The organism is Rahnella sp. AA (genome assembly GCF_002834385.1).
GTDB lineage: Bacteria > Pseudomonadota > Gammaproteobacteria > Enterobacterales > Enterobacteriaceae > Rahnella.
Genome location: NZ_PITQ01000003.1, coordinates 381,484 through 407,554 on the forward strand (window position 1 = coordinate 381,484; position 26,071 = coordinate 407,554).

A 26,071-nucleotide genomic window follows, 5' to 3' on the forward strand; every position below is an offset into this window, starting at 1 on the left:
CCCTTTAAATTCAAACTGATAACTTCCATCTTAATAGCTTATGGCGACAAAGTGGCGACAGCGATTATTTTTATTTTATTTCCTTACACTCACTATGGTAATGAGCGTTTCTACAGCACAACCCATTGATGTCCGGAAATTATACGAAAATGAATTAATATCAATTCATCTGGGCATCGAAGATTTTGGAGAGACAAAACATACACGACTCCCAATCTCGGAAGCCGTGTGTTGCTAAACTCTAAGTGGGTGGATAAGCAAACAGCTCAATAGAGGGGATATATTCGGTGCCATCAGAGGTGTACAAAACTGAATTAGTAAAATCGAAAATCCTTCCAGTGATTCTTACTGTTACCAGACGGCCAATTTTTGTAACACTGGCTGCTCCGCTATCAGATGTAAGAAACGGAGCCATTGCCCCCAGAATTTTTATGGGATCCCCTGTTATGTTTCCGGACAAGTAGTAGCGATATACCTCGGAAACAGTAGCCCCTCCCCCCTGATATTTCGTTACGTAGACCCATGTGTTTTCGTTTAGTTGCTGCGATTTGAACAGCGCATCATCATAGGGTGGACCCGTGTAATGCTGATAAGCGACATAGCTTGCCACTAGCAGTAACAAAACGACGGTTACTATACGGTGAACCCATTTAATAACCATGTTGTTTTGCATAATCAATACCCTGTTTAATCCATCTTTGATCAGCCGGGTCATCTCCGTAAGGCGCTACGCCGTACCAATTGCTCCATTCTTTTCTGGAAGAACCCGCCATACTTTGTGCAAATCCACCGCCCATTAGTAAAATATCTGGCGGAATACCTGCAACATATCCGGTAGCGCCAAAATTGAAATTTCCAAAATCAGCCAGCTTCCTATTATGTTGCTTATAGTCCCATACCCCTCGGTTTCTAACTTTCTGATAAAATCAGTAATAAGTTACCGGGGTTGCCATTCCCTTACTCATACCACGAGCTTTTGCTTCCATAATATTTTTATTTAGAAGACTAAAACCAGCAGCTGGCATTATAGGAATAATCGCCATAATGTTTAGGTAGTGATTTTGGTGCAGGTGCCGGTAATCGCCAGTGCATTCAGCCGCGTGCCGGTATTGCTGTGAGTATGCACGGCCGTCAGCTGTGCCAGCTGTTTCACCACGTCCAGAGGATCAAACCAGTTGGCACATGTTGACCGACTGGCAACAACCCGCGCAATCACTTCCTGACGCACACCGGCCACGCTGCTGCGTGACTTACCGACCCTTTCAATCAGTTAGCTAGTCACATTGGTTTCCGCATTGTCCTGGATACTGGCCACATAATTGGCCTGCGTGGCCAGGCTGTTGCCCTGGAGGATCGCTACAAACTCAAACCCTTATCATAGCGGTTTAGTACGCTACTACCGGATGAAATCCGTTAGTTCTTCTTTTTTATCAACGAGGTATGGCGGGAAGTGTTCATCAGTCACAGGCAACACCTTCATTACTCTCGGCCTGTTCCATAAATCCAGATTGTTCTCTACGCATCGGCGTATATGGTCAGGATTATTAAATTCAGGGGTATTATGCTCGGTATGGGAAATCGTAGACATTTTTTCAGAAATCCTCCGGTCACTCATTACCCACGAGAAATGCCACCCTCCGTTATCGATAATTTTTGTTCTGTACTTAAGCCAGTTCCAGCGTAGCCAGCTATCACGAATAGGATTCCCCCGCCGTTTAACGTTTCTCAGCAAGTCGGGCTGGCTGCGGAAAAATCCCTTTAGTCTCTTAAACTTGACCATTTTGGGGAGTTTGCATTTGCGCGGAGAGCCATCGTCATTCATTACCTGAATGTTGAATTTGTAATTGTAGAAATTCTGATAGATTGTTGTGCAAATATGCGTCGGGCTGAATAGGGACAGGCATTCAGGTTTAATTATTTCGTCAACGTCGGAAATAATAATAACGTCGTCGTCCTGTGCATGCTTTAAACCCAGCATGATCGCATTACGGGCTGTTGTTTCATTCGCCCACGGATCAGATTCACCCGCTTTTACAACTGAGCTGTTCGATTTAAATTGATGAGTATGAATACGGGGGATTTCTTCATTAACGACATAAATTATCTTGTCTTTAAACTTCTCAAATTTACTGAGATCGAAATGGAGACTTTCCCGTTTCTTCCCGGCAAAAGTGTAACGCGATTCCACGATGACAAACCTGTCTACATGGTCACAAAGCGTGTTGAGGCGTATATCAAGAAGAACATCTTCATCATAAAACAAAAAACAGTCGTAAATCATTAGCCAACATCCTGTTAGAAAAACGAAAATGAGCCGAAATATTTTGAGCGAAATAGTATCAAAACTTTTCAGTCAGTTCCTTATTGAAATCGTCCTGATTCTCTAAACCGGTGCATTACGACCGCCATAGCGCGTTATCTTTCATTCTCAATCACCCGTAACAGCGTCCCGTCGATATCGATCATGGCCCCCATTTTCAGCCCGAACGGCTGCATTTTGGGCAGGTAAATGCACGGATGAGATTTGGTATCCTGCCCTATACCAGCGGCAATAAATGCGTCAAAAATGGCATCCGTATCATCAACGCGCAGGCAGCAACTGAACCAGCTGGTGAGCGGGTCGAGATCAACATGCAGGAAGAATTCCAGCGTAATCCCACTACGGGTCATGATTAACCAGCCATCATCCACATAGGTTGGCGTGAACCCCAAACTGCCGTAAAAACGTTGGGTTGCGTCGAAATTGCGGGAAGGGAGATTCGGCGTAGCGTAGTCGGTCATGGTTGCTCCGGCTGTTTCCATAAATTAGCTGAATTAATGCCTGACAAAGTCACTACATAATCCGTTCAAGGCGCTGATCTTTACCACCAAGGCGTCCGTCGGTCTGATTCCACTCGTTCTCATACGCCTGATAAGCAAATACAAAAGCAGCATGACCATCTTCGAACAGTTCATCCGGGCGTTTATGCCAGCCGGAATAAGGGTCATAGCGCAAAATTTCGTAGCCACCATCCACAGGATGAAACAGATAAGTGTAGTGTTCACACAGTTCAGGGGCATAAGGGATGCTTTCTCCCGCTTCGAGTGTGATAAACAAACCGCCGAGGCGTAATTTAATCATTGATATCCTTTTTCATGATCCACAATGGCGTGGATTGCGTCGCAGTAATGTAGGCAGTTTCAGCGACCTGATGCATGCGCTGGCGCTGATAAAATCCGATAGCCGGGAGATTACTTTGCAAAACCGTCAGCCACAAGCACGATTGTCCGTTTTCACGGGCGGCGGTTTCTACGGCACCAAATAACATCACGCCCAACCCGCGCGCCCGGCTTTGGGGTTTGAAATACAGTTTGCATAACTTCGCCCCACGCCCTTCGGCGCCCTCAACAGGCTGATTGAAATGCACTTTTGCAAAACCAACCGTGTCGCCCTGTTCCTGTAACACCAGCCAGCGGTGATCCGGGCTCTCAAGCGTGTTTTCCATTTCTTCGTTACTGAAATCATCGGCCAGAAACTGTTCCAGCTCGTCGCTATTTTGCCACAGGTCACCAAAGTAGTGGCGATAGGTCTCACGGCCCAGCGTTTGCAGTTCGCGCTGGTCGGCCAGTGTGGCCTGACGAATGTCCATTTTGCTGCTCTCCTGTCTGGTTTTTACTACAATGTTCAGGCCAAAGTGGATTGGCAATTAGGTTTATTTTTATAGGAGTCATTCAAATGACGCAAAATATTTACGATGACCCGGCCTTTTTTGAAGGCTACGCGCAACTCGGGCGCTCGCAGTTCGGGCTGGAAGGTGCGCCGGAATGGCCTTCGCTGAAAGCGATGCTGCCTGATTTGCAGGGCGCGCGTATCATCGATCTGGGTTGTGGCTACGGCTGGTTTTGTCGTGCAGCACGCGATGCCGGTGCCGCTGAGGTTTCAGGGCTCGATGTTTCTGAAAAAATGCTGGAAAAAGCCCGTTCAATGACCCGCGACGATGCGATTCATTATGCACATCAGGATCTTGAAAGCCTGACGCTGCCCGAAGCCGCTTTCGATCTGGCCTACAGCTCACTCACGCTCCATTACATCGACGCCCTGCCCGCGCTGCTGCGAACGGTGTTTCACGCACTCAAACCCGGCGGTAATTTTGTGTTCTCGGCTGAGCACCCGATCTATACCGCACCTTCCAGCCCGGCGTGGTTGATCAATGAAACCGGGCAAAAAACCTGGCCGGTCGATGGTTATCAGCATGAAGGCAAACGTATCACAAACTGGTTTGCCGAAGGCGTGGTCAAACAGCACCGTACGCTGGGGACCTACATCCGTCTGCTCACTGATGCGGGTTTTGTTATTCGTGAACTTAATGAATGGGGCCCGTCAGCGGAACAAATCGCCGCACAACCGGCGCTGGCAGAAGAAGCTGAACGTCCGATGCTGTTCCTGATGTCCGTCCAAAAACCTCGCTAATCGTCTTCTCAGACACTTTTCCTTTCATTTTTTCAGTCAGGCAAATCTGCCGGGAGGCTCGTCCTCCTGCCGGCTTAAGGCTTCCTTAAGTTCTTCTCTTTACACTCTTTTCATCGTGAAACTATACCGTCATTCAATGAATCACGGATATTCAAGCGATACCCCCTTTACCTGACTGATAGCACAAACTAACGTAACACAACTTTTTTATGTGTTGTCAGCAGGTTACCGTAACTTTTTGATGGCTATTTTGGCCTGTCTGTTTGGCTAATAAATACGAGGGTAGTTTTTATGGAGCAGCTGAACCATCTGGTTTTTCTATGGATTAACGCGACACCGGCCTCGCCGAAAGCGCTGATCAAACTCGCTACTTTTTTGGCGAATGACCTGATCATTATCGTTCCGCTTCTGATTGTCGGATTGTGGCTTTGGGGCCAGCGTGAAAACATCAGCAAACAGCGTGAGCTGGTCAGCAAAACCACCATTGCGCTGCTTTTTGCAATGACTGCCGCCAAAACGTTATCGGTGCTCTTCCCTCATGCCCGCCCTTTCGTTGAAGGTTTTGGCTACACGTTCCTTCAGCACGCCCCTGACAGCTCATTCCCAAGCGATCACGGCACCGCGATCTTTACTTTCGCACTGGCTTTCCTGTTCTGGCACCGCCGCTGGTCAGGCGCAATTCTGCTCGCAGTCGGGGCGGGAATAGCATGGTCGCGCATTTATCTGGGCATTCACTGGCCGCTGGATATGCTGGGTGGATTGCTGGTGGGTACTTTGGGTTGCCTGTTCGCGCAACTGGTGTGGAATCTGTTTGGTGAGCCGATTAATGCGCTGATGTGCAAGGTTTACCGTTTCGGATTTGCTTTCCCGATTAAAAAAGGTTGGGTCCAAAATTAATCCCCGCGCTACCCTGCAAAAAAAAGCGAGGCCACATTGGCCTCGCTTTTTATTATTGCGTTAACGGCGGATTATTTGCCGAAGATACTGCTAAACACGCCGCTGATTTTCATCATGACAAAGTCCCAGATCCGTCCAAAGAAACCGGCTTCCTTCACTTCCTGCAATGCCACCAGCGGGCGCTGTTCGATGACTTTACCGTCCAGGCTGAAATCCACCGTCCCGACAACCTGATTTTTCGCCAACGGCGCTTCAAGCTGTGGAGTCGTCAGATTAAAACTGGCCTTGATGTTTTTCAGCTGACCTTTCGGCATGGTTAGCGAGGCGTTCTCCGCCACGCCCAGCGGCACCATTTTCTGATCGCCAAACCAGACACGCTGACTGGTGAAAGCATCACCGGCTTTAATCGGTGTCACCGTTTCAAAGAAACGGAAGCCCCAGGTCAGCAGGCTTTCGCTTTCGCTAAACCGGATACGGTCACTCGGCGCACCCATGACGACAGCAATTAAACGCATACCGGTCGGGTCACTGGCCGAGGAAACCAGGTTGTAGCCAGCTCCCGAGGTATAACCCGTTTTAATGCCGTCCACATTCAGGTTTGAACTCCACAACAGGCGGTTGCGGTTGATCTGTTTGATATGGTTAAAAGTGAATTCTTTCTCTTTGTGCAGCGCATATTCATCCGGTGTATCGCGGATGAGTGCCTGGGAAAGCAGTGCCATATCCGTTGCGGAAGTGTACTGCCCGTCTGCATCAAGCCCGTGAACGGTTTTGAAGTGCGTGTTTTGCAGTTTCAGTTGTTCGCCGTAGCGGTTCATCAGATTCACGAATGAATCCTGGCTGCCTGCGACAAAATCCGCCAGCGCAATACTTGCATCATTGCCCGACTGGATCACGATGCCTTTATTGAGCTCTGAAACCGGTACGCGGTCACCGGGTTTAAGGAACATCAGGGAGGATCCGCGCAACACCGGATTGCCCGTTGCCCAGGCATCATTACCGACAGAAACCAGATCGTCAGATTTAATCTTGCCGGATTTGATCGCCTGCCCGACAACGTAGCTGACCATGATTTTACTCAGGCTGGCCGGGTCCAGACGCGCATCAGGGTTAGATTCGGTCAGGATCTTCCCGCTGTTGAAATCCATCAGCACCCAGGATTTGGCATTAATCTGAGGGGCGACGGGGCCGTTATCTGCCTGAGCAGCAGGAAGCGCCAGCAGCATTACTCCACCGCCCAGCGCGTAAATGAAAGTCCGTTTGAATTGGGAAGAAATTGTCATAGGTATCAGCGCTTTTGTCCGGGTAACTGAAATTTATCTTATCTTTCAATCAGATTGTGCAACTCTGTCAGGTGTAAAACCTACTGCTTTCCGGGTCTGGAATAAACCTAAATAGTGTAAAGATCTAAAGAATAGTAAAGATTTCCGCTGGTTGCGCAGATTCAACTGACGAGAAAAACAACAGTCAGCACTTGACCATTGGATTCATGTGCGGCAATTTGGCCTGCATATACATACAAAATATCTATAACAATAAACGGCTTAATCGCAACGGTGCATCAACGTTTGTGAACAAGTCACAGGGGCAAAAATGATAGGTTTAGTCGTAAAAGCGCTCTTTGGTGCGCTGGTCGTTATTCTGATCGGAATACTCTCAAAAACCCGCAATTATTATATCGCCGGTCTGGTGCCGTTATTCCCGACTTTCGCCCTCATCGCCCATTACATTGTCGGTACGGAGCGCAACGTTGAAGCCCTGCGTACCACTATTATTTTCGGTTTTTGGGCGGTGATCCCTTATCTGGTCTATCTGCTTTCACTGTACTTTTTCGTCAACTCAATGAAGCTGCCTTATGCATTGTTCTGGGCAGTTGTGTGCTGGTCTCTGGCGGCCTGGGTGCTGCTCAGCCTCTGGACACGCTTTCATGCCTGATGGTGAATATCGAAAGCCACGTGACAACATCGTTCATAAAACGCCCGAACACAGAAATTGCGCTACGCTGAATAAAGACTGTCAGATTAGGGAATCCGCCTCATGGATCTCGCCATTTTTGAGCTCGACCATACTCTGATTTGTGATGACAGCCACAACCTGTGGCTGCACTGGCTGATTTTGCAAGGTTATGCTTCGCCTGATGAACTGAATCACTACCGCCTCTATGTCTCACATCCCCAAAAAACTGATGTCAGCGGGCATTTCTGCCCGCAGTACGCTGCACATTACACCCATTACCTTTCGCAGACATTGGCTCCCATGAACGGCCTGAGTTGCACAACGGTGGCAAACTGGGTTCAGCGATTTATCCATCGAGATATCATGCCACGCGTTTATCCTCAGGCACGCGAAAGGCTGGCATGGCACCGGGGACGCGGTGACGAGATCCTGATTATTTCAGCCTCCGGTGAACATCTTGTGATACCCATTGCCCGGCATCTGGGCGCAAATGCGGGTTTGGGGCTGCAAACCGGCATCAGTAATCAGCGGTTCAACGGCGCAACCGAAGGGCAATTACCGTTTCATCAGGGCAGGCTTGAACGGCTAAAAACCTGGCTCAGTGCACGACGCCCTCTGCGGTATAAGCAAGTTTTCGCCTACAGTCATACGTTGTACGATCAACCATTGCTGGAATTTGCGGATATCGCGACGGTGGTCAACGGCAGTGAGACCTTTCAAAGACTTGCCGCCGAGCAGGGCTGGTATCGTCAGGAATGGGTTCGTTAGCTGCGGCGGCAGGCGCGGGCTGACAACTACAGGCCAAAATCGCGGGTAAACGCTTCGTTTTCGCGCGTGAGTTCATCGCGGACAAAATCGATAAACTGGCTCAGCGCGGCAGAACGCCGCTTTCCCGCCGGTGATTGCAATTGTAATGTGCGCTGGCTCAGCTGTTCAATGTTCACCGGTTTGACCCGCAAATTATCGCGCCGCGCTTTGTACATAATGGAAAAATGGCTGCACGCCACAATCGCCCCCGGCGTCTGCACCATAAAATCGTAAAGCGTCGAAAAACGGTTACAGCTCACTGCGGGTTCCAGAAAAATTCCGCTCATCCGGCACGACAAATCAAACAGCTGGCGGATGGTGCTGCCCTGCTCGTTCATCGCCAGCGGGTACGGATGCAAATCTGTCAGCAAAACGTCTTTATCCGCCAGCGGATGATCCGGACGCATCACCATGCGCACCGGCGCGGGGAAAGACGCCATGATATCCACGCCGCGCTCCGCGACCAGGCTGAACTGTAACGCCAGTTCCACTTCGCCTTTGTGGATCATCTCCGACACTTCCACCGCCGTGCCGACGTTAAGATAAAACATCACGCCCGGATTAATCAGCCGAAAGCGCGAGAACAGTTGCGGCAGCAAATCGAACGCCAGGCCATCTGTGCAGGCCATGCGGATCACCGTCCGGCGAACCGCATGCAACCCCTGAATTTCCGCGACCGCATGTTCCATATCCATCATGCTTTTGCGCACATGGTTTTCCAGAATCTGCCCGGCGTCATTAAGCACCATTCCGCGCGCATGGCGTTCAAACAACGGCGCGCCGATGCGCTCTTCCAGACGCTGGATCTGACGGCTGATGGCCGACACTGCCACAAATAATTGCTTGCTCGCCGCGCTCAGCGAGCCGGTATTTGCCACCGCCAGAAAATAGCGAATCTCCGTACTTTGCATGACCGTATTGCCTCATAACTGTGCAGATGAGCATTACAATAAAAGCAACGCTAACTTGCAATTATTATTATTGTGGCAACGCTGACACAGCGCTTAGAGTGAAACTGCTAAAAAAACCAACAATAAAATCACAAACACACCAAAAGCAGGATCCTCATGACAGCGGAAAATATCGTTGAACAGGCATTAGCCTGGTTCGATCAGGGTGAATATCAGCGCACGCTGGCGCGCAGGGTGGCAATTGCCTCCGAAAGCCAGAGTAATCAACGGGACGTAGAACTGGCGCGTTATCTCGATGAAGAGATTAAACCGGCACTCGCGGCAATGGGTTTCAGCCTGCTTAGCATCGAAAATACCTTCGCCGCTAACCGTCCTTTTTTGATCGCAACCCGTATTGAAGACGATGCGTTACCTACAATCCTGAGTTACGGGCATGGCGACGTGGTGTTCGGCGACGACGAAAACTGGCGCAACGACTTATCGCCGTGGGAACTCAAAGAAGACGGCGACCGCTGGTACGGACGCGGCAGCGCGGACAACAAAGGCCAGCACAGCGTTAACATTGCCGCGCTGGAGCAAATCTACAAAGCCCGTGGAGGAAGCCTCGGTTTTAACTGCAAACTGCTGTTCGAAATGGGTGAAGAAATCAGCTCGCCAGGGTTGGCAGAGCTGTGCCGCGAATATAAAGAACAGCTCAGCGCCGATATTTTCCTCGCCTCCGACGGCCCGCGCCTGAGCGCCGTGCGCCCGACGCTTTTCCTCGGCTCACGCGGCGCGGTGAACTTCCGTCTGACCATCAACGCCCGCGACAACGCTTATCACTCCGGGAACTGGGGCGGGCTGCTGACCAATCCGGGAACGCAACTGGCAAACGCGCTGGCCTGTCTGGTAAATCAGCACGGGCAGCTGCAGGTTTCTGCGCTGAAACCGCCTGCGGTCAGCAACGCTATCCGTGAAATTCTCAGCGATGTGGAAGTCGGTGGCGGCAAAAACGATCCGCAGATTGACCCCTGCTGGGGCGAAGAAGGCCTTACGCCGACGGAACGTCTTTATGCGTGGAATACGCTGGAAGTACTGTCATTCCTGACCGGCAATCCGCAGCGCCCGATGAACGCCATTCCGGGCTCGGCGACGGCGGTGTGTCAGCTGCGTTTTGTCGTCGGCACCGATTGGCAGAATCTGGCAGAGCACGTCCGTGCACACCTTGATGCACACGGTTTCCCTCAGGTTGAGGTGGAATTTATGCGTGGCTCACCGGCCACCCGCTTCGACCCGACCGACCCGCTGGTGGGCTGGGCGCTGAATATCATGCAGGAAACAACCGGCAAAAAGCCGGCATTGCTGCCGAATCTCGGTGGTTCTCTGCCTAACGATGTCTTCGCCGATATCCTCGGTTTACCGACATTATGGGTACCGCACTCCTATCCGGCCTGCGGCCAGCACGGCGTGAACGAACATATGCTGATTTCTGTTGCCCGCGAAGGGCTGGCGATCATGACCCATTTGTTGTGGGATCTCGGCGAGAACGGCGCGTCCGTACTTGCCCGTCACCACGCCCATATGGGAGGTGCGCAATGAGCCAGTTAAGCGCCCCTTCCGCCCCTGTCAGCACCGCGGCTGAAAAACCAAGCCTGATGAAAACCCTCTTTGCGACCTGTATCGGGAACGCGCTGGAATGGTTTGATATCGCGATTTACGGCTTTTTCGCCAGTTACATCGCTCACGCGTATTTCCCGACCACCGATCCAACCGTATCGCTGTTGCTGGCGTTCGGCAGCTTCGGCGTTTCATTCCTGATCCGGCCGCTCGGCGCAATCGTTCTCGGCGCATATGCCGACAAACACGGGCGCAAAGCGTCGTTGCTGTTGTCGATCAGCCTGATGATGATTGGCGGCTTGCTCATCGTCATCACGCCCTCCTACGCCACTATCGGCATGGCGGCACCGCTGCTGATCCTGGCAGCACGACTGATTCAGGGCTTTTCCGCGGGCGGTGAGTTCGGCAGTTCAACGGCGTTTCTGGTTGAGCATTTCCCTGAGCGCAAAGCGTTTATCGCCAGCTGGCAGTTCGCCACGCAGGGCGCGAGCACCTTGCTGGCGTCGGCATTTGGTCTGGGTTTGTCTGCCATTCTGAGCGAAACGCAGTTGCAGGACTGGGGATGGCGTATTCCGTTCATCTTTGGTCTGCTGATTGGCCCGGTCGGTTTGTATATCCGCCGTCATATCAAAGAATCGGAAAGCTTCAGCAAAGCGGAGAAAACGGCGTCGCCGCTGAAAGAGATTGTGCGTTCGCAAAAAGGCCTGTTCTTCACGGCTATCGGCCTGATGGTGGTTTCCACGGCGATCAACTATATGCTGAACTATGTGCCGACATACGCCACGAAAACGTTGCATCTGCCTGCATCAGCGGGCTTTAGCGCCACGTTATCAGCAGGGATCATCCTGACCGTCGTTACGCCGGTTATGGGGCTGTGGGCGGAGAAAATCGGGCGTCTGCCGCTGATGTGGGGCTCACTTATTCTGCTGTTGCTGACCATTTATCCGGCCTTCTGGCTGATGCTGCAATACACCTCTGCGCTGTCTTTATTGCTGCTGATAAGCTGGCTGGCATTGCTGAAATCGGTGTATTTCTCCACCGTGCCGTCAATGATGGCGGATTTGTTCCCGATCACCACCCGCGCCAGCGGCATGGCGATCAGCTACAACGTCGCAGTCACCGTGTTTGGCGGCTTTGCGCCGTTCATCTGTACATTGCTGATTTCAGCTACCGGCAGCAGCCTGGCGCCAGGTTACTACCTGATGATCGTCGCATTACTCAGCGTCTGGTCACTGTTTAAGGCGCAGAAAACTCAGCGCTGATTGCCTCTGCAAACACCCGCCGGCAGGCTATGCGTTTGTCGCCGGGTGTTACTTTTTTCGCTTCGCTTAATGCCTTCCGGTCACTTATAGTCTTAGCCAGTGAATACCACGCTATTAGCCTTTCTATATTCAAAAACAAGGGGTTCCGGATGCTCACCGTATGGGGTCGCGAAAATTCAAGTAACGTCAAAAAAGTGTTGTGGTTGCTGGATGAACTGAATCTGTCGTACCAGCAGATCAACGCAGGCGGCGTTTATGGCAAAAATCATGAACCGCTGTATCTGTCGCTGAATCCGAATGGTCTGGTCCCCTGCCTGCAAGATGATGATTTTGTTTTGTGGGAATCCAATGCCATTTTGCGCTATCTGGCAGAGCGTTCCGCTCAACAAGCCTTCTGGCCAGCCAGCCTTCAGCAACGCGCCGCTGCCGATAAATGGATGGACTGGTGCAGTAACTCCCTGACCGTTCCCTTTCGTCAGGTGTTTCTGTCGCTGATCCGGACTCCCGAAGCGGAGCGGGATATGGCGGTGGTCAGCGCAGGGATGGCGGCGTTTGAAAAATACTGGGCCATTGCGGATGCCGTTCTGGCAAAACAGGCATGGTTTTCGGGAGATCATTTTGGCATCGGCGATATCCCTGTCGCCTGTTACGCCGACACATGGTACAGGCTGGATATTGAGCGCCAGCGCCATCCGAATCTGGAACGCTGGTATCAGCAACTGACACAACGTCCGGCATTTCAGAAACGCGTCATGTTGCCCCTGAGCTGATGCGTTTCGCGGCACCTGAGGCGATCATCACGGATCGCCTTTTTTCATGTGCCATCAGCTCTCCGGCGTAATCCTCAGCAACTTCCCGTCGCGTTCATCGGTCAGCACATAGACATCTCCATCTGGTCCCACCTGAACTTCGCGAATGCGTTCCTGACGATCGCCAAGCAGGCGCTCTTCAGGAACGACCTTTTCACCGTCAAGAGTCAGCCGGATCAGCGATTCCCCTGCCAGCGCACCAATAAACAGCGAGTTTTTCCACTGCGGAAATTTCTGTGCCTGGTAAAACGCCATACCGCTCAGGGCGGGAGAAATTTCCCAGTAATAAATCGGGTCCTCAGCCCCCGCGAGTACTGTTCCTTTCGCTTCCGGGATCGGCTGCCCGGAATAGTCGATACCAAACGTCGCCAGCGGCCAGCCGTAGTTCTTCCCGGCTTTTGGCAGATTCACTTCGTCCCCGCCGCGCGGCCCGTGTTCCGTTTCCCACAACGCACCGCTCCGGGGATTTACTGCCAGCCCCTGCGGATTGCGATTACCGTAAGTCCAGATTTCCGGTTTCGCGTTTTTATCTGTGACAAACGGATTATCCTGCGGTATGCCGCCTTCCGGCGTCAGACGTAAGATCTTGCCCTGTAACTGATTCAGATGCTGAGCGTTGATACGCTGATTATTGTCGCCAATGGACATGAAAATATTACCCTTCGCATCAAAAGCAATCCGCCCGCCAAGATTAATACCGCTGCGCAAAGCCGGTTGCCCGACATAAATCACTTTAAAATCCGTCAGGGTTTTATTGTCTGCTGAAAGCGTGCCGTAACCCAGCGCCACATGAGGCTCTCCCTTTTCACCTGGCTGCGCGAAAGAAAGATAAACCCGGCGGTTTTTCGCAAAATCCGGGGAAAGACGCACGTCCCACAAACCGGCCTGCCCGGCCACCCAAACCGGCGGCACACCTTGCAGCGGCGTTGATAATCCGCTGCCCGCCGTCCACAAGCGCAACTGACCGCTACGCTCAGTGATCAATGCACCCTGATTATCCGGCAAAAAAGCCAGTGACCACGGATGATCCAGCCCCTTTGCCAGCTCAGTGACACTTACGCTGGCCGTGGCATAAGGAACCGGTGATTTCACTGTGGCAAACGTGTTGCCCGTCAGAAAGACGGTGGAGAAAACGAATAAAGCGGCGGCGCGGAAAGAAAATGACATCAGGCTTCTCCCGGAGGCATTGATCAGCATTAAATGTTCAGTTTAGGCCATGTGACTGATTTTGCTCAGCGTCATTCAGCGGTCTATAACCAACAGGAATAACGCCAGCTGGAAATATACTATCAACAAAGCATTCCCTCCTTCTTAACATATCGGTAGACTGCGTTATCAAAATGGACGTCCAGACAGACGGACTTCCAAACATCCTCAATTTGGTCCGTTCTTTTTGTTCCGAATTTTTATTCCCAAAACACCTGTGAAACACACATCGAACCCGACGACGGAGTTGTTAAATAATGAAAAAAATATCCGCATCCCTGCTGGCATTAAGCTTGTTCTCCGCTGTACCGGCATTTGCCGCTGATGCACAGCTCGCGCCTGTTCCGGCTGCCATTGCGCAACACAACGGGCCGGTGCGCATAGCCGTTATCCGTAACCTGGGTTCCGATGACAACACCACACAATTTCTGGCGGGTGCTATCAAACAAGGCCACGCACTGGGCTTTAAAGTTGACACTTTCCTGAGCAACGGCGACGACGCCAAGTTTCAGGATTTCGTGAATCAGGCCATCAGCCAGAAATATGACGGCATTATCCTGTCACAGGGTCGCGGCCCTTACTCTGAAGCGCTGGCAAAACGTATTGCCGCTGCTGGCATCGCGGTTTCCGCGTTTGATACCGAAGTGCCGGATACCATTCCGGGCGTCACCGTCACCCGTCAGGACGATGCTTCCCTGGCAAAAGCCTCGGTCGGCCAACTGGTGAAAGATTTCAACGGCAAAGCCAATATCATCAAATTGTGGGTTGCCGGTTTCCCGCCGATGGAACGCCGCCAGAAAACGTATGAAGCCATTCTGAAAGAGAACCCGGGAATTCATCAGCTGGAATCCATCGGTGCAGTGTCTTCTGACGTTCAGGGTGATACGGCCAATAAAGTGGGTGCCATACTGGCGAAATACCCGAAAGGCCAGATTGACGCTATCTGGGGTGCCTGGGATGCCTTCAGTCAGGGCGCATATAAGGCGCTGAAAGAAAATGGCCGGACGGAAATCAAACTCTACAGCATCGATGCTTCGAACCAGGACCTGCAACTGATGCGCGAGAAAGGCAGCCCGTGGCTGTTCACTGCGGCGGTTGATACGCAGCTTATCGGTGCAGTAAACCTGCGTATTGTTGCGCTGAAAATTGCCGGTGAGAAAACGCCTGCAACTTATGAATTCCCGGCGCAGACGATCCCACAATCTCTGCTTCTCAGTCAGCCTGAAGGCATCAATGTGAGCGGGTTGAGCAAAATCATTCCAGGTTGGGGTAAATCTGAAGATTTTACCGCTCCGTGGTTCGCGACTCTGGAAGCTAAATATAAAAAGTAACCCCTTCAGACCTCCCGGAGACGGGAGGTTTTTACCGCACTTTCCCGCTCAACATTTCCCCGTTTGCCCCCTGCGATCACAGAAATAAAGAAACATAATTTCAGAAGTAAAAATCTCAATAGCCGCAAGCCCTTACAACCGTTAAAACCTGTACTCTCCCTTTTCATATGGACATTGAAGTAATGAGTACAGAAATCCTTTCGGCCAAGGAAAAGATCGGATATGGATTAGGCGACGCCGCCAGTCATATCATTTTCGATAATGTGATGCTGTACATGATGTTTTTCTACACTGACATCTTCGGCATTCCTGCCGGCTATGTCGGCACGATGTTCCTGTTGGCCCGCGCACTGGATGCAATTTCTGATCCCTGCATGGGATTACTGGCTGACCGTACGCGCACCCGTTGGGGTAAATTCCGTCCTTATGTTCTGTTCGGTGCGATTCCATTTGGCATCGTGTGCGTCTTCACTTACACCACACCAGAGTTGAGCATGACCGGCAAAATGATCTACGCCGCTGTCACCTATACCCTGCTTACGCTGATGTATACCGTGGTCAATATCCCGTATTGCGCCCTGGGTGGCGTGATTACCTCTAACCCGACGCAGCGTATTTCTCTGCAATCCTATCGCTTTGTTCTGGCTACCGCAGGCGGCATGCTGAGTACCGTGCTGATGATGCCTCTGGTTAAGCTGATTGGCGGTGAAAATCAGGCGCTGGGCTATCAGGGCGGGATTGCCGTTCTGGCGATTGTCGCCGCGATTATGCTGGCTATTTGTTTTGCCACCACCAAAGAACGTATCGATCCGGGCAAACCGACCGGCACCATGCGCGAAGATTTGCGAGATATCTGGCACAACGACCAGTGGCGCATTGTCGGCCTGCTGACCATCCTCAACATCATCGCAGTCGCGGTGCGCGGGGGGGCCATGATGTATTACGTCACTTATATTTTGGGTAATCCGATGCTGTTCGTCTGGTTCCTCGGCGTTTATTCCGTCGGCAACCTGTTTGGCAGCGCGCTCGCCAAACCACTGACCGACTGGAAATGCAAAGTCAGCGTGTTCTGGTGGACCAACGCTATTCTGGCCGTGCTCAGCCTGGCGATGTTCTTCCTGCCAATTCACGGCAGCGTCATTATGTTTATCTTCATCTTTGTTATCGGCGTACTGCATCAGCTGGTGACGCCAATTCAGTGGGTCATGATGTCTGACACTGTCGATTACGGAGAATGGAACGACGGCAAACGTCTGACCGGCATCAGCTTCGCCGGTACGTTGTTTGTTCTGAAGCTGGGCCTGGCACTTGCAGGCGCGATGATCGGCTGGATGCTGGCCGGAGCGGGTTATCAGTCCGGCGCGGCAACGCAAAATACCGCCACCATGACCTGTATCATTGCGCTGTTCACGCTGGTTCCCGCTATCTGTTATCTGCTGAGCGCCATCATCTGCAAACGCTATTACATTCTGCGCACACCGCTGCTGCGCCGCATTCTCGACGAAGTCGCACAGGGTATCCGCCGCAATCAGCAAGAATTCATGAAATAAATTGGGTTTAGAAGAAGTTTAAAAGGAGAACGACATCATGAAGATCAGTGATGGTAACTGGTTGATCCAGGAAGGTTTAGCACTCACTCACCCGCTACAGGTGTTTGAAGTGCAGAGATCCGGTAACGAGCTGGTGATTTATGCCGCGCCGAAAGATGCGTCAGAGCGCGCCAGTCAGCTTGATTCGCCGCTTTTTACGCTGCGCTTTTTCTCACCACAAACGGGCGTAATTGGCGTACGGATCACCCATTTTGACGGCGAAACTCACAAAGGCCCGCACTATCCGTTATTACAATCCGACACGCCGGAACTGCGCTTTGAGGACAATGACGACTTCGCAGCATTGCACAGCGGCGAGCTCAGCGTGCGCGTCACCAAAGGCAATGACTGGACGCTGGATTTCCTGCGTAATGGCCGCAGGATCACCGGCAGTGTTGCCAAATCTAACGGCTATGTGCAGGATTCGAAAAACCAGAAAAACTACATGATGGAACGTCTGGATCTGGGGGTGGGCGAAACCGTATACGGGCTGGGCGAACGCTTCACTGCGCTGGTCAAAAACGGTCAGACTGTCGAAACCTGGAACCGCGATGGCGGTACCAGCACTGAGCAATCCTACAAAAACATTCCATTCTACCTGACCAACCGCGGCTACGGCGTGCTGGTGAACCATCCGGAATGCGTGTCATTTGAAGTCGGCTCTGAAAAAGTTTCCAAAGTACAGTTCAGCGTGGAAGGCGAATATCTCGAATATTTCGTCATTGATGGCCCGACACCGAAAAAAGTTCTCGACCGTTATACCCGCCTGACCGGCCGCCCTGCGCTGCCGCCCGCCTGGTCATTTGGCCTCTGGCTGACCACATCGTTTACCACCAATTACGATGAGGCGACGGTCAACAGCTTTATCGATGGCATGGCCGAACGCCACCTGCCGCTGCACGTTTTCCACTTCGACTGCTTCTGGATGAAAGCTTTCCAGTGGTGTGATTTCGAATGGGACCCGCAAACCTTCCCGGATCCGCAGGGCATGTTGCAGCGCCTGAAAGCGCGCGGGCTGAAAATTTGCGTGTGGATTAACCCGTACATCGGGCAGAAATCGCCTTTGTTCCACGAAGGCAAAGAGAAAGGTTATCTGCTCAAACGGCCTGACGGGCGCGTATGGCAGTGGGATAAATGGCAGGCCGGAATGGGCATTGTCGATTTCACCAACCCGCAGGCCTGCGAATGGTATGCCGGTCATCTGAAACGTTTGGTCGATATGGGCGTGGACTGTTTCAAAACCGATTTTGGCGAGCGAATTCCGACTGACGTGGTTTGGCTCGACGGCTGCGACCCGCAGAAAATGCACAACCACTACGCGTTTGTGTACAACAAACTGGTGTACGAAACATTGCAGGACAAACTCGGCGCGTCCGAAGCCGTGCTGTTTGCCCGTTCAGCCTCCGTGGGCGCGCAGCAGTTCCCGGTTCACTGGGGCGGCGACTGTTACGCCACTTACGAATCGATGGCGGAAAGCCTGCGTGGTGGCCTTTCCATCGGGCTCTCTGGCTTTGGTTTCTGGAGCCACGATATCGGCGGTTTCGAAAATACTGCGCCGGCACATATCTACAAACGCTGGTGCGCCTTCGGCCTGCTGTCGAGCCACAGCCGCCTGCACGGCAGTAAATCTTACCGTGTACCCTGGGTTTATGACGACGAAGCCTGCGACGTGGTGCGTCAGTTCACACAGCTGAAATGCCGTCTGATGCCGTATCTGTATCCGGCGTCTGCGCAGGCCGCGAGCCACGGAACACCGGTAATGCGCGCCATGATGCTTGAATTCCCGGAGGATCCGGCCTGCGATTATCTTGACCGGCAGTACATGCTGGGCGATAACCTGCTGGTCGCGCCGGTCTTCAGTGAACAAGGCGACGTAGATTTCTATCTGCCGCAGGGCCGCTGGACACACCTGCTCAGCAACGATGTCGCCGAAGGCTCACGCTGGCACCGGCAGCAGCATGGCTTTGACAGCCTGCCGTTGTATGTGCGCCCGAATACGCTGCTGGCGCTAGGCAGCAACAGTGAAAAGCCGGATTACGATTACAGCGAGCGGCCGGAATTCCACCTCTTCGAACTTGAGGACGGGGCGGTGGCGCAAAGTGTGATCACTGACCTGAATGGGAAAGTCGTTTTCAGCCTGAAAGCCCATCGGGCTGAAGGGCTGATTACGATAACTCATGAGGGGCAGGCGCGGGGATGGACGCTGTGCTTGCGTAGCCTGAACACAGTCAGGGAAGTGAGCGGTGCGGCCCACAAACCGGTGGAGATGGGGCTGATGCTGACACCTTCAGCAGGTTCAGGCTCTCTGGTGATTACGCTGTAGTAAATCAACCAATATCGCTGTTATAGCTGCCCTGCTTAGAGATAAGCAGGGCATTTTTTATAGTCTGGTTACAGCTCCTGATAGACGCTTTCACCGTGAATACTGCGGTATTCTTTGGGCGTCATTTCATACCCTTTGCGGAAAACCGAATAGAAATATTGCAATGACGGATATCCGCACATTTGGGAGATCTCGTTAATTGAAATCGACGTGGCCGCCAGCAGATTACGGGCACGGTCGAGTTTTTCTTCGTGGATCACACCGTGAATCGTTTGCCCGGTTTCATCCTTAAAACGTTTCTCCAGGTTTGATCGCGACATCCCGATAGCATCGAGAACCTGTTCTACTTTGATGCCTTTGCAGGCGTGGTAACGGATGTAATGCATCGCCTGAATGACCGCCGGATCACGCAGTGAACGGAAGTCCGTTGAACGCCGTTCTACAACCTTAACCGGTGGAACCAGAATACGTTGCAACGGCAGGTCACGCTGGCCCAGCAACTGATGCAAAAGCTTTGCCGCGCGATAACCCATCTGACGAGTGCCCTGCACCACGGATGACAATGCCACGCGGGAGAGATAGCGGGTCAACTCTTCGTTATCGATACCAATGACGCTAAGTTTTTCGGGCACGGGTATGTTCAGGTGCTCGCAAACCTGCAATAAATGGCGGGCACGGGCATCAGTGACGGCGATAATTCCAGTTTGCTGCGGCAGGGTTTGCACCCAGTCTGCCAGCCGGTTCTGAGCGTGTTGCCAGTTCTCCGGTGCCGTTTCCATTCCCTGATATACGACGCCCTGATATTGTTCGGCAGATACCAGTTTCCGGAATGCAAATTCACGCTCCTGCGCCCAGCGTTTTCCGCCAGCATCCGGTAAGCCGTAAAAGGCAAAACGATTGATGCCCTTTTCTTTCAGATGCATAAAGGCCGCTTCCACCAGCGCGTAGTTATCCGTCGCAATGTAATGCACCGGCGGATAATCCTCTTCACGATGATAAGAGCCCCCTACGCCAACGATAGGGACATTCAGCCCTTTCAGTAAGGTTTCAATTTCCCGATCGTCAAAATCGGCGATCACACCGTCCCCTAACCAGTCTTTTATGTTGTCTATGCGGCAGCGAAAATCCTCTTCAATGAAGATATCCCAGTCACTCTGTGAGGCTTGCAGATATTCACCAACACCTTCCACCACCTGACGGTCGTAGACTTTGTTGGCATTAAATAACAGTGTGATCCGATAACGTTTTTCAAACATGCCTGTTTCTCACTGGTAATCAAATAAGCTAAAGCCTCATTCATTAAGGCAAATGAATGAGGCTGATTGCGTTGGTCAATAGCACAACACCGTGGCTGGCGTAGGTTTAGCATAGTGAATATGTGAGGATCCTCAGGTTTTCCTGGGGAACTGCCTATAAACACCTCACCTTTTGCCGGTTTTATGCCCGCCTTTTGGTTGCGGAATCCATCCACACTGCCAGCAATAAAATTGCGCCTTTTACGATGTACTGCCAGAACGTCGGGACATCCAGCATGCTCATGCCGTTATCCAGGGAGGCCATGATAAATGCCCCCATAACCGCACCCGCAACGCTACCGACACCGCCCGCCAGACTGGTTCCACCAATCACGCACGCAGCGATGGCATCAAGCTCGGCAATATTCCCGGCTGAAGGCGAACCTGCCCCCAGACGGGAGCTGAGGATCAGCCCGGCAATCGCCACCATCAGGCCATTAATAGCAAAAACAGCCAGCTTACTGCGCTCAACGTTGACACCTGACAGGCGGGCGGCTTCGATGTTGCCGCCAATGGCGTAGATACGTCGGCCAAATGCCGTGCGGGAGGCCATAAACATGCCACCCAGCATCAGCGCCACCAGAATCAGCACCGGCGTTGGTACCCCCCGGTAATCGTTAAGCAGGTATATGGCACCCAGCGCGATAACAGCCGTCAGTGCCTGACGGGTCACATCATTTCTGGCTGCACTCAGCGATAACCCCAGCGCTGCGCGCTGTTTACGACGACGCCATTGCCAGCCAATAAACAACACCAGCGCGAGAGCGCCGAGACCAAAACCGAACGAATCCGGCAGGTAACTTTGCCCGATTAATGACATCGCCGGAGTGGTCGGAGAAACCGTTGTGCCACTCGTAATACCGATCAAGATGCCACGAAACGCCAGCATTCCGGCCAGTGTCACGATGAAAGACGGCACTTTTCTATAGGCCACCCACCAACCATTCCAGGCCCCCAGCAACAGCCCAAGCACTAATGTCACCACAATAGTGAGCGGCAATGGCCAGCCCAGCCAGACATCAAAAATTGCCGCCACACCGCCCAGCAATCCCATCATTGACCCGACGGACAAATCGATTTCTGCTGAGATAATGACAAATACCATACCGACCGCCAGAATGCCGGTGATGGCCGTCTGACGCAGCAGGTTTGAAACGTTACGGGCGCTGATATAGGCACCTTCAGTGGCCATGCTGAAAAAGATAATAATCACGGCGATAGCCGCCAGCATGACGAAGACTTGCAGGTTTATGCTTTTAAGTTTCTCTACAGGCAATTTGGTATTGACCTCACCACCGTCTGCGGATGCCGGCGTAGCACCTGGCTGGGGAAATTTAGACATAATCTTCACTCCTCAAAGCGGCTTCCATGACCTGCTCCTGACTTAAATTGTTGTTATCCAGACAGGCTTTCACCTGCCCCAGATGCATTACTACTACCCGATCGCTGAGCCCCAGAACTTCCGGCAGTTCGGATGAAATGACGATAACCGCCATCCCCTGCGAGGCCAGTTGGCCAATGAGTTTGTAGATTTCATGCTTTGCCCCCACATCAATGCCCCGGGTCGGCTCATCAAGGATCAGAATTTTGGGGTTGAGTAGCAGGCAACGCGCCAGAATGGCCTTTTGTTGATTACCTCCGCTCAACCGTCCGATGGGCATTTCAGGAGTGGGTGTTTTAATTTTGAGCTGTTTTACTGATTCGCTGATGGTGTGTTGCTCCTGCGCTTCACGCAAAATACCCCCACCACTGAACTGGCTGAGTGCCGCCAACGTGATGTTGCTGCCTACCGCCATAACCGGCACGATCCCGTCGCGTTTACGATCCTCCGGCACCATCGCCAGCCCCTGACGCATCGCATCACGGCAATCCGTAATCTCTGTTTTGCGCCCTTCCAGCCAGATATCCCCGGACCAGCGCCCGGGATAGACGCCAAACAGGCACTCCATCGTTTCGGTTCTGCCTGCGCCGACCAACCCCGCTACGCCTAACACTTCGCCCTGGCGCAAGGTAAAACTGGCGTTATCCACACGCCGGATATGTCGGTTAACCGGATGCCATGCGGTAAGATTCTCAACACGTAAAATCTCCTCGCCGATCAGGCGTTCACGCGGAGGAAACAGCTCCGTCAGTTCACGGCCAACCATCATGGCGATAATCTCTTTCTCCGACGTACTGTCCGCACTACAGGTTGCAATTTGCCTGCCGTCGCGGATAACGCAAAGCTTGTCGGAAATGGCTTTAACTTCAGTGAGCTTGTGAGAAATATAAATACAGGCAATATCGTGATGCCGCAGGTCGCGGATAATATCGAGTAAAATGGCTGTTTCACTTTCCGTCAGTGATGCGGTCGGCTCATCCAGAATCAGCAGCCGGACCTGTTTGTTCAGCGCTTTGGCAATTTCAACCAGTTGTCGCTGGCCCAGGCCCAGGTCACCGACCAGGGTGTGCGGGTCAATATTGAGTTTTACTTGTGCCAACATACGCTGGCAGCGCAGGTACATTTTATCGGTATCGAGCATGCCATACCGGCCCCACTCGTTGCCCAGAAACATATTCTCCAGCACGCTGAGTTGCTTCACCAGAGCCAGTTCCTGATGAATAATTGCAATCCCTTTTTGTTCAGTGTCACGGATCCCTTTCGCAGTAAGCCTCTCTCCTGCAAAATAAATATCACCGTCAAAGGTTCCATGCGGGTAAATACCGCACAGTACTTTCATTAACGTTGATTTCCCTGACCCATTCTCCCCACACAGTGATAATACCTCACCGGCTGACAGCGTCAGGCTGATATTATCGACAGCTTTCACCGCACCAAATTTTTTGGTGATATTACGCATATCCAGCAAGGGTAATTTTTCATATTGTTCTGGCATTTTGACCTCCACCAGAAACAACACCTCGCATGGAAGTGTTGTTTCGGAAGAAAATATTGAAAAATTACAGATCAGTTTTCTTATGGAATCCGTCAGCCACCACGGTGCTTTCAATATTATTTTTATCAACCTGAATAGGCGTCAGCAAATATGAAGGCACTTCTTTTTTACCATTATTAAGTGTGGCATTCGATTTCGGTGTTTCGCCGTTTCCTAACTGTACGGCAATTTCTGCAGCGTCATTCGCCAGTTTTGTAATCGGCTTATAGACCGTCATCGTTTGTGTGCCAGCTTCAATACGCTTAATTGCAGCAAGGTCAGCATCCTGACCCGAAATCGCCACTTTACCCGCCAGGCCTTGCGCGGACAGAGCCTGAACGGCGCCACCGGCGGTGGCGTCATTTGAGGCCACGACGGCGTCGATCTTGTTGTTATTCGCGGTCAGCGCATTCTCCATGATTTTTAAGGCATTTTCAGGCAGCCAACCGTCCGCCCACTGATCGCCGACGACCTTAATTTTTCCGTCTTTAATTAGCGGGTTAAGAACTTTCATCTGACCTGCGCGGAACAACTTGGCGTTATTGTCCACCGGTGATCCGCCCATCAGGAAATAATTCCCCTGAGGGACCCGCTCAACCAGGCTTTTCGCCTGAAGTTCACCCACTTTTTCATTATCAAAAGAGATATAAAAATCGATATCCGCGTTATTAATCATACGGTCATAGGCCAGAACTTTGATCCCTTCCCGCTTAGCCTCCGCGATCACATTGCTCAGTACTTCACCGTTATAAGGAATGATCACCAAAACATCGACACCGCGGTTAATCATATTTTCGATTTGCGCCATCTGCGTTTCTTCGTTGCCGTTGGCGGATTGCACAAAAACATCTGCACCCAGCGTTTTGGCTTTAGCCACAAAGATATCGCGGTCTTTTTGCCAGCGCTCCAGGCGTAAGTCATCAATAGCCATACCAATTTTAATTTCTTTTGCAAACCCTGACTGGCTAAATAGCACTAATGCGGCACAGGCAGAAAGAATTATTTTATTCATTTTCATCATGTAGACCTTTTATAAGAATAAGTAGAGGCAGAGAAATTCGTACAGCAATGACACAAAGATTGTTGTCGCTGGGTAATTAATCGGCAATTGCAGATTTTAATCCCTGCATTACGATTTTTTGTTTATTTCAGGAACTATGATGGGGATCATGGTTTGATGTTAATACACACAGGATGAATACTTTTATTATCGAGACATCACGAAAAATGAATAAAAAATGGCAATAAAAAGGGGTATTTATGAGATCTGCCGCACACTTAATAATTCTATTAAATTGAGTGTGAAATAACGTAATTGTTAGATGAAACATCAACTCCGAAGATAGAGCCTCAGCCTCCCAGTCCCGCTGGGCCCGTTTTCAAGGAGTTTTCAATGCACGCATATTTCGACAAGCTCGACGCCGTTCGTTACGAAGGTGCTAACAGCACTAACCCGCTGGCATTCCGTCATTACAACCCTGAAGAAGTGATCCTCGGCAAAACCATGGCTGAGCATCTGCGTTTCGCCGCGTGTTACTGGCACACATTCTGCTGGAACGGTAATGATATGTTCGGGCCGGGCGCGTTTGTTCGCCCGTGGCAACAGCCTGGCAATGAACTCGAACTGGCAAAAAGCAAAGCTGACGTGGCTTTTGAGTTTTTCCAGAAACTGAATGTACCTTATTACTGCTTCCACGACGTGGATGTATCGCCTGAAGGCGCATCGATCAAAGAATATGTGAACAATCTGGCCGTCATGACCGACGTCCTGGCACAAAAGCAGGAATCCACCGGCGTTAAGCTGCTCTGGGGTACAGCAAACTGTTTCTCTAACCCACGCTTTGGTGCGGGCGCGGCAACGAACCCAAACCCGGAAATTTACACCTGGGCCGCCACGCAGGTGGTCAATGCGATGAATGCAACCAAACGCCTGGGCGGAGAAAATTACGTTCTGTGGGGCGGCCGTGAAGGTTACGAAACCCTGCTGAACACCGATCTGCGTCAGGAACGTGAGCAACTGGGCCGCTTCATGCAAATGGTCGTTGAACACAAACATAAAATTGGTTTCCAGGGGACATTGCTGATCGAACCTAAACCACAGGAACCGACCAAACATCAATATGATTATGATGTGGCCTCTGTGTACGGTTTCCTGAAACAGTTTGGGCTGGAAAAAGAAATCAAAGTGAATATCGAGGCAAACCACGCTACGCTTGCGGGTCATTCATTCCACCATGAAATTGCCAACGCAATTGCACTCGGAATCTTTGGTTCGGTCGACGCCAACCGTGGCGATCCTCAGTGTGGTTGGGATACCGATCAGTTCCCAAACAGTGTTGAAGAAAACGCATTGGTCATGTACGAAATCATTAAAGCAGGTGGTTTCACGACGGGTGGCCTGAACTTTGACTCCAAAGTCCGCCGTCAGAGCACGGATAAATACGACCTGTTCTACGGCCATATTGGCGGCATGGACACGATGGCTTTGGCCCTGAAAGTTGCTGCTCGCATGATTGAAAGCCGTGAGTTGGATAAAAACATCGCGCAGCGTTATGCCGGCTGGAATACAGAATTAGGCCAGCAAATTTTGCAAGGTAAAATGTCACTCGAATCCCTGAGCCATTACGCACAGCAAAATGCCATTAATCCTCAGCATCAGAGCGGTCAGCAGGAGCGTCTGGAAAATCTGGTTAACCGCTATCTGTTTGGTTAATTCGCAAAAAT

At 51.6% G+C, this 26,071-nt stretch carries 25 protein-coding genes; 11 read left to right on the forward strand and 14 right to left on the reverse strand.

From position 1 onward, the window contains the following. Window positions 1–241: 241 nt before the first annotated feature. The 7 genes from CWS43_RS10260 to CWS43_RS10290 form a co-directional block, all read right to left on the reverse strand. Window positions 242–673 carry a hypothetical protein gene (locus CWS43_RS10260; protein ID WP_101076839.1) on the reverse strand — a complete coding sequence of 144 codons (432 nt, stop codon included), beginning with the start codon at window positions 671–673 and terminating at the stop codon, window positions 242–244. Then, the gene (locus tag CWS43_RS27515) at window positions 651–869 is read right to left on the reverse strand and encodes a polymorphic toxin type 44 domain-containing protein (protein WP_232776876.1); all 219 of its coding nucleotides are present in this window, start codon (window positions 867–869) and stop codon (window positions 651–653) included. Before CWS43_RS27515 ends, CWS43_RS10260 begins: the two co-directional genes overlap by 23 nt. A 179-nt stretch (window positions 870–1,048) precedes the next feature. Continuing rightward, entirely contained in the window at window positions 1,049–1,237 is a 189-nt protein-coding gene (locus CWS43_RS10270; protein ID WP_101076840.1) for a hypothetical protein, read from the reverse strand. Window positions 1,238–1,396: 159 nt separating this feature from the next. Then, a complete protein-coding gene (locus tag CWS43_RS10275) occupies window positions 1,397–2,281 on the reverse strand; it encodes a benzoate transporter (protein ID WP_101076841.1) in 885 nt (294 codons plus the stop codon). 134 nt (window positions 2,282–2,415) lie between these two features. Continuing rightward, window positions 2,416–2,781 (reverse strand): bleomycin resistance protein, encoded by a 366-nt coding sequence (locus CWS43_RS10280; RefSeq protein ID WP_101076842.1) that lies wholly within the window; start codon window positions 2,779–2,781, stop codon window positions 2,416–2,418. Between the two features lie 52 nt (window positions 2,782–2,833). Continuing rightward, the gene (locus tag CWS43_RS10285; protein WP_101076843.1) at window positions 2,834–3,121 is read right to left on the reverse strand and encodes a hypothetical protein; all 288 of its coding nucleotides are present in this window, start codon (window positions 3,119–3,121) and stop codon (window positions 2,834–2,836) included. Continuing rightward, the gene (locus CWS43_RS10290) at window positions 3,114–3,629 is read right to left on the reverse strand and encodes a GNAT family N-acetyltransferase (RefSeq protein WP_101076844.1); all 516 of its coding nucleotides are present in this window, start codon (window positions 3,627–3,629) and stop codon (window positions 3,114–3,116) included. Before CWS43_RS10290 ends, CWS43_RS10285 begins: the two co-directional genes overlap by 8 nt. An 86-nt stretch (window positions 3,630–3,715) precedes the next feature. Here CWS43_RS10290 and CWS43_RS10295 point away from each other — a divergent pair, with 86 nt between their 5' ends. Both CWS43_RS10295 and ybjG read left to right on the forward strand, forming a co-directional pair. Beyond that, a complete protein-coding gene (locus CWS43_RS10295; protein ID WP_101076845.1) occupies window positions 3,716–4,450 on the forward strand; it encodes a bifunctional 2-polyprenyl-6-hydroxyphenol methylase/3-demethylubiquinol 3-O-methyltransferase UbiG in 735 nt (244 codons plus the stop codon). A 291-nt stretch (window positions 4,451–4,741) separates the two neighbouring features. Continuing rightward, a complete protein-coding gene (gene ybjG, locus CWS43_RS10300; protein ID WP_101076846.1) occupies window positions 4,742–5,347 on the forward strand; it encodes an undecaprenyl-diphosphate phosphatase in 606 nt (201 codons plus the stop codon). 71 nt (window positions 5,348–5,418) lie between these two features. Here the strand turns inward: ybjG and CWS43_RS10305 are convergent, their stop codons facing one another. After that, window positions 5,419–6,630, reverse strand: coding sequence for a serine hydrolase (locus tag CWS43_RS10305; RefSeq protein ID WP_101076847.1), 1,212 nt, complete (start codon window positions 6,628–6,630; stop codon window positions 5,419–5,421). A gap of 313 nt (window positions 6,631–6,943) precedes the next feature. Between CWS43_RS10305 and CWS43_RS10310 the strand changes: the two genes are divergently transcribed. Both CWS43_RS10310 and CWS43_RS10315 read left to right on the forward strand, forming a co-directional pair. Continuing rightward, window positions 6,944–7,282, forward strand: coding sequence for a GlpM family protein (locus CWS43_RS10310; RefSeq protein ID WP_198555812.1), 339 nt, complete (start codon window positions 6,944–6,946; stop codon window positions 7,280–7,282). Window positions 7,283–7,384: 102 nt separating this feature from the next. Then, on the forward strand, window positions 7,385–8,071 hold the full coding sequence (locus CWS43_RS10315; protein ID WP_101076849.1) for an HAD family phosphatase: 687 nt from the start codon (window positions 7,385–7,387) through the stop codon (window positions 8,069–8,071). Between the two features lie 26 nt (window positions 8,072–8,097). Here CWS43_RS10315 and CWS43_RS10320 read toward each other — a convergent pair whose 3' ends face one another. Beyond that, window positions 8,098–9,021 carry a LysR family transcriptional regulator gene (locus CWS43_RS10320; RefSeq protein WP_101076850.1) on the reverse strand — a complete coding sequence of 308 codons (924 nt, stop codon included), beginning with the start codon at window positions 9,019–9,021 and terminating at the stop codon, window positions 8,098–8,100. 156 nt (window positions 9,022–9,177) lie between these two features. Between CWS43_RS10320 and CWS43_RS10325 the strand changes: the two genes are divergently transcribed. The 3 genes from CWS43_RS10325 to CWS43_RS10335 all read left to right on the forward strand — a co-directional run bounded on the left by CWS43_RS10325 (window position 9,178) and on the right by CWS43_RS10335 (window position 12,649). Further along, the gene (locus CWS43_RS10325; protein ID WP_101076851.1) at window positions 9,178–10,599 is read left to right on the forward strand and encodes a M20 family metallopeptidase; all 1,422 of its coding nucleotides are present in this window, start codon (window positions 9,178–9,180) and stop codon (window positions 10,597–10,599) included. Then, window positions 10,596–11,879 carry an MFS transporter gene (locus tag CWS43_RS10330; RefSeq protein WP_101076852.1) on the forward strand — a complete coding sequence of 428 codons (1,284 nt, stop codon included), beginning with the start codon at window positions 10,596–10,598 and terminating at the stop codon, window positions 11,877–11,879. Before CWS43_RS10325 ends, CWS43_RS10330 begins: the two co-directional genes overlap by 4 nt. 149 nt (window positions 11,880–12,028) lie before the next feature. After that, the gene (locus CWS43_RS10335) at window positions 12,029–12,649 is read left to right on the forward strand and encodes a glutathione S-transferase family protein (protein WP_101076853.1); all 621 of its coding nucleotides are present in this window, start codon (window positions 12,029–12,031) and stop codon (window positions 12,647–12,649) included. Between the two features lie 54 nt (window positions 12,650–12,703). Here CWS43_RS10335 and CWS43_RS10340 read toward each other — a convergent pair whose 3' ends face one another. Further along, window positions 12,704–13,855: a PQQ-dependent sugar dehydrogenase gene (locus CWS43_RS10340; RefSeq protein WP_101076854.1), complete on the reverse strand. Its 1,152-nt coding sequence runs from the start codon at window positions 13,853–13,855 to the stop codon at window positions 12,704–12,706. Window positions 13,856–14,151: 296 nt separating this feature from the next. Here CWS43_RS10340 and CWS43_RS10345 point away from each other — a divergent pair, with 296 nt between their 5' ends. The 3 genes from CWS43_RS10345 (at window position 14,152) to yicI (ending at window position 19,137) form a co-directional block, all read left to right on the forward strand. Beyond that, on the forward strand, window positions 14,152–15,225 hold the full coding sequence (locus CWS43_RS10345; RefSeq protein WP_101076855.1) for a sugar ABC transporter substrate-binding protein: 1,074 nt from the start codon (window positions 14,152–14,154) through the stop codon (window positions 15,223–15,225). 182 nt (window positions 15,226–15,407) lie between these two features. Then, window positions 15,408–16,775 carry a glycoside-pentoside-hexuronide family transporter gene (locus CWS43_RS10350; RefSeq protein WP_101076856.1) on the forward strand — a complete coding sequence of 456 codons (1,368 nt, stop codon included), beginning with the start codon at window positions 15,408–15,410 and terminating at the stop codon, window positions 16,773–16,775. 37 nt (window positions 16,776–16,812) lie between these two features. Beyond that, complete coding sequence (gene yicI / locus CWS43_RS10355; RefSeq protein WP_101076857.1) at window positions 16,813–19,137, forward strand: alpha-xylosidase; 2,325 nt, start codon at window positions 16,813–16,815, stop codon at window positions 19,135–19,137. Window positions 19,138–19,205: 68 nt separating this feature from the next. Here the strand turns inward: yicI and xylR are convergent, their stop codons facing one another. The 4 genes from xylR to xylF all read right to left on the reverse strand — a co-directional run bounded on the left by xylR (window position 19,206) and on the right by xylF (window position 24,365). Continuing rightward, complete coding sequence (xylR, locus tag CWS43_RS10360) at window positions 19,206–20,393, reverse strand: D-xylose utilization transcriptional activator XylR (RefSeq protein ID WP_101076858.1); 1,188 nt, start codon at window positions 20,391–20,393, stop codon at window positions 19,206–19,208. Window positions 20,394–20,574: 181 nt separating this feature from the next. Next, entirely contained in the window at window positions 20,575–21,774 is a 1,200-nt protein-coding gene (gene xylH / locus CWS43_RS10365; RefSeq protein WP_101076859.1) for a xylose ABC transporter permease XylH, read from the reverse strand. Continuing rightward, a complete protein-coding gene (locus CWS43_RS10370; protein ID WP_101076860.1) occupies window positions 21,767–23,308 on the reverse strand; it encodes a xylose ABC transporter ATP-binding protein in 1,542 nt (513 codons plus the stop codon). The genes xylH and CWS43_RS10370 overlap by 8 nt, the downstream gene beginning before the upstream one ends. Before the next feature lie 64 nt (window positions 23,309–23,372). Further along, complete coding sequence (gene xylF / locus CWS43_RS10375; protein ID WP_101076861.1) at window positions 23,373–24,365, reverse strand: D-xylose ABC transporter substrate-binding protein; 993 nt, start codon at window positions 24,363–24,365, stop codon at window positions 23,373–23,375. A gap of 375 nt (window positions 24,366–24,740) precedes the next feature. Between xylF and xylA the strand changes: the two genes are divergently transcribed. Then, a complete protein-coding gene (xylA, locus tag CWS43_RS10380) occupies window positions 24,741–26,060 on the forward strand; it encodes a xylose isomerase (RefSeq protein WP_101076862.1) in 1,320 nt (439 codons plus the stop codon). Window positions 26,061–26,071 lie beyond the last annotated feature (11 nt).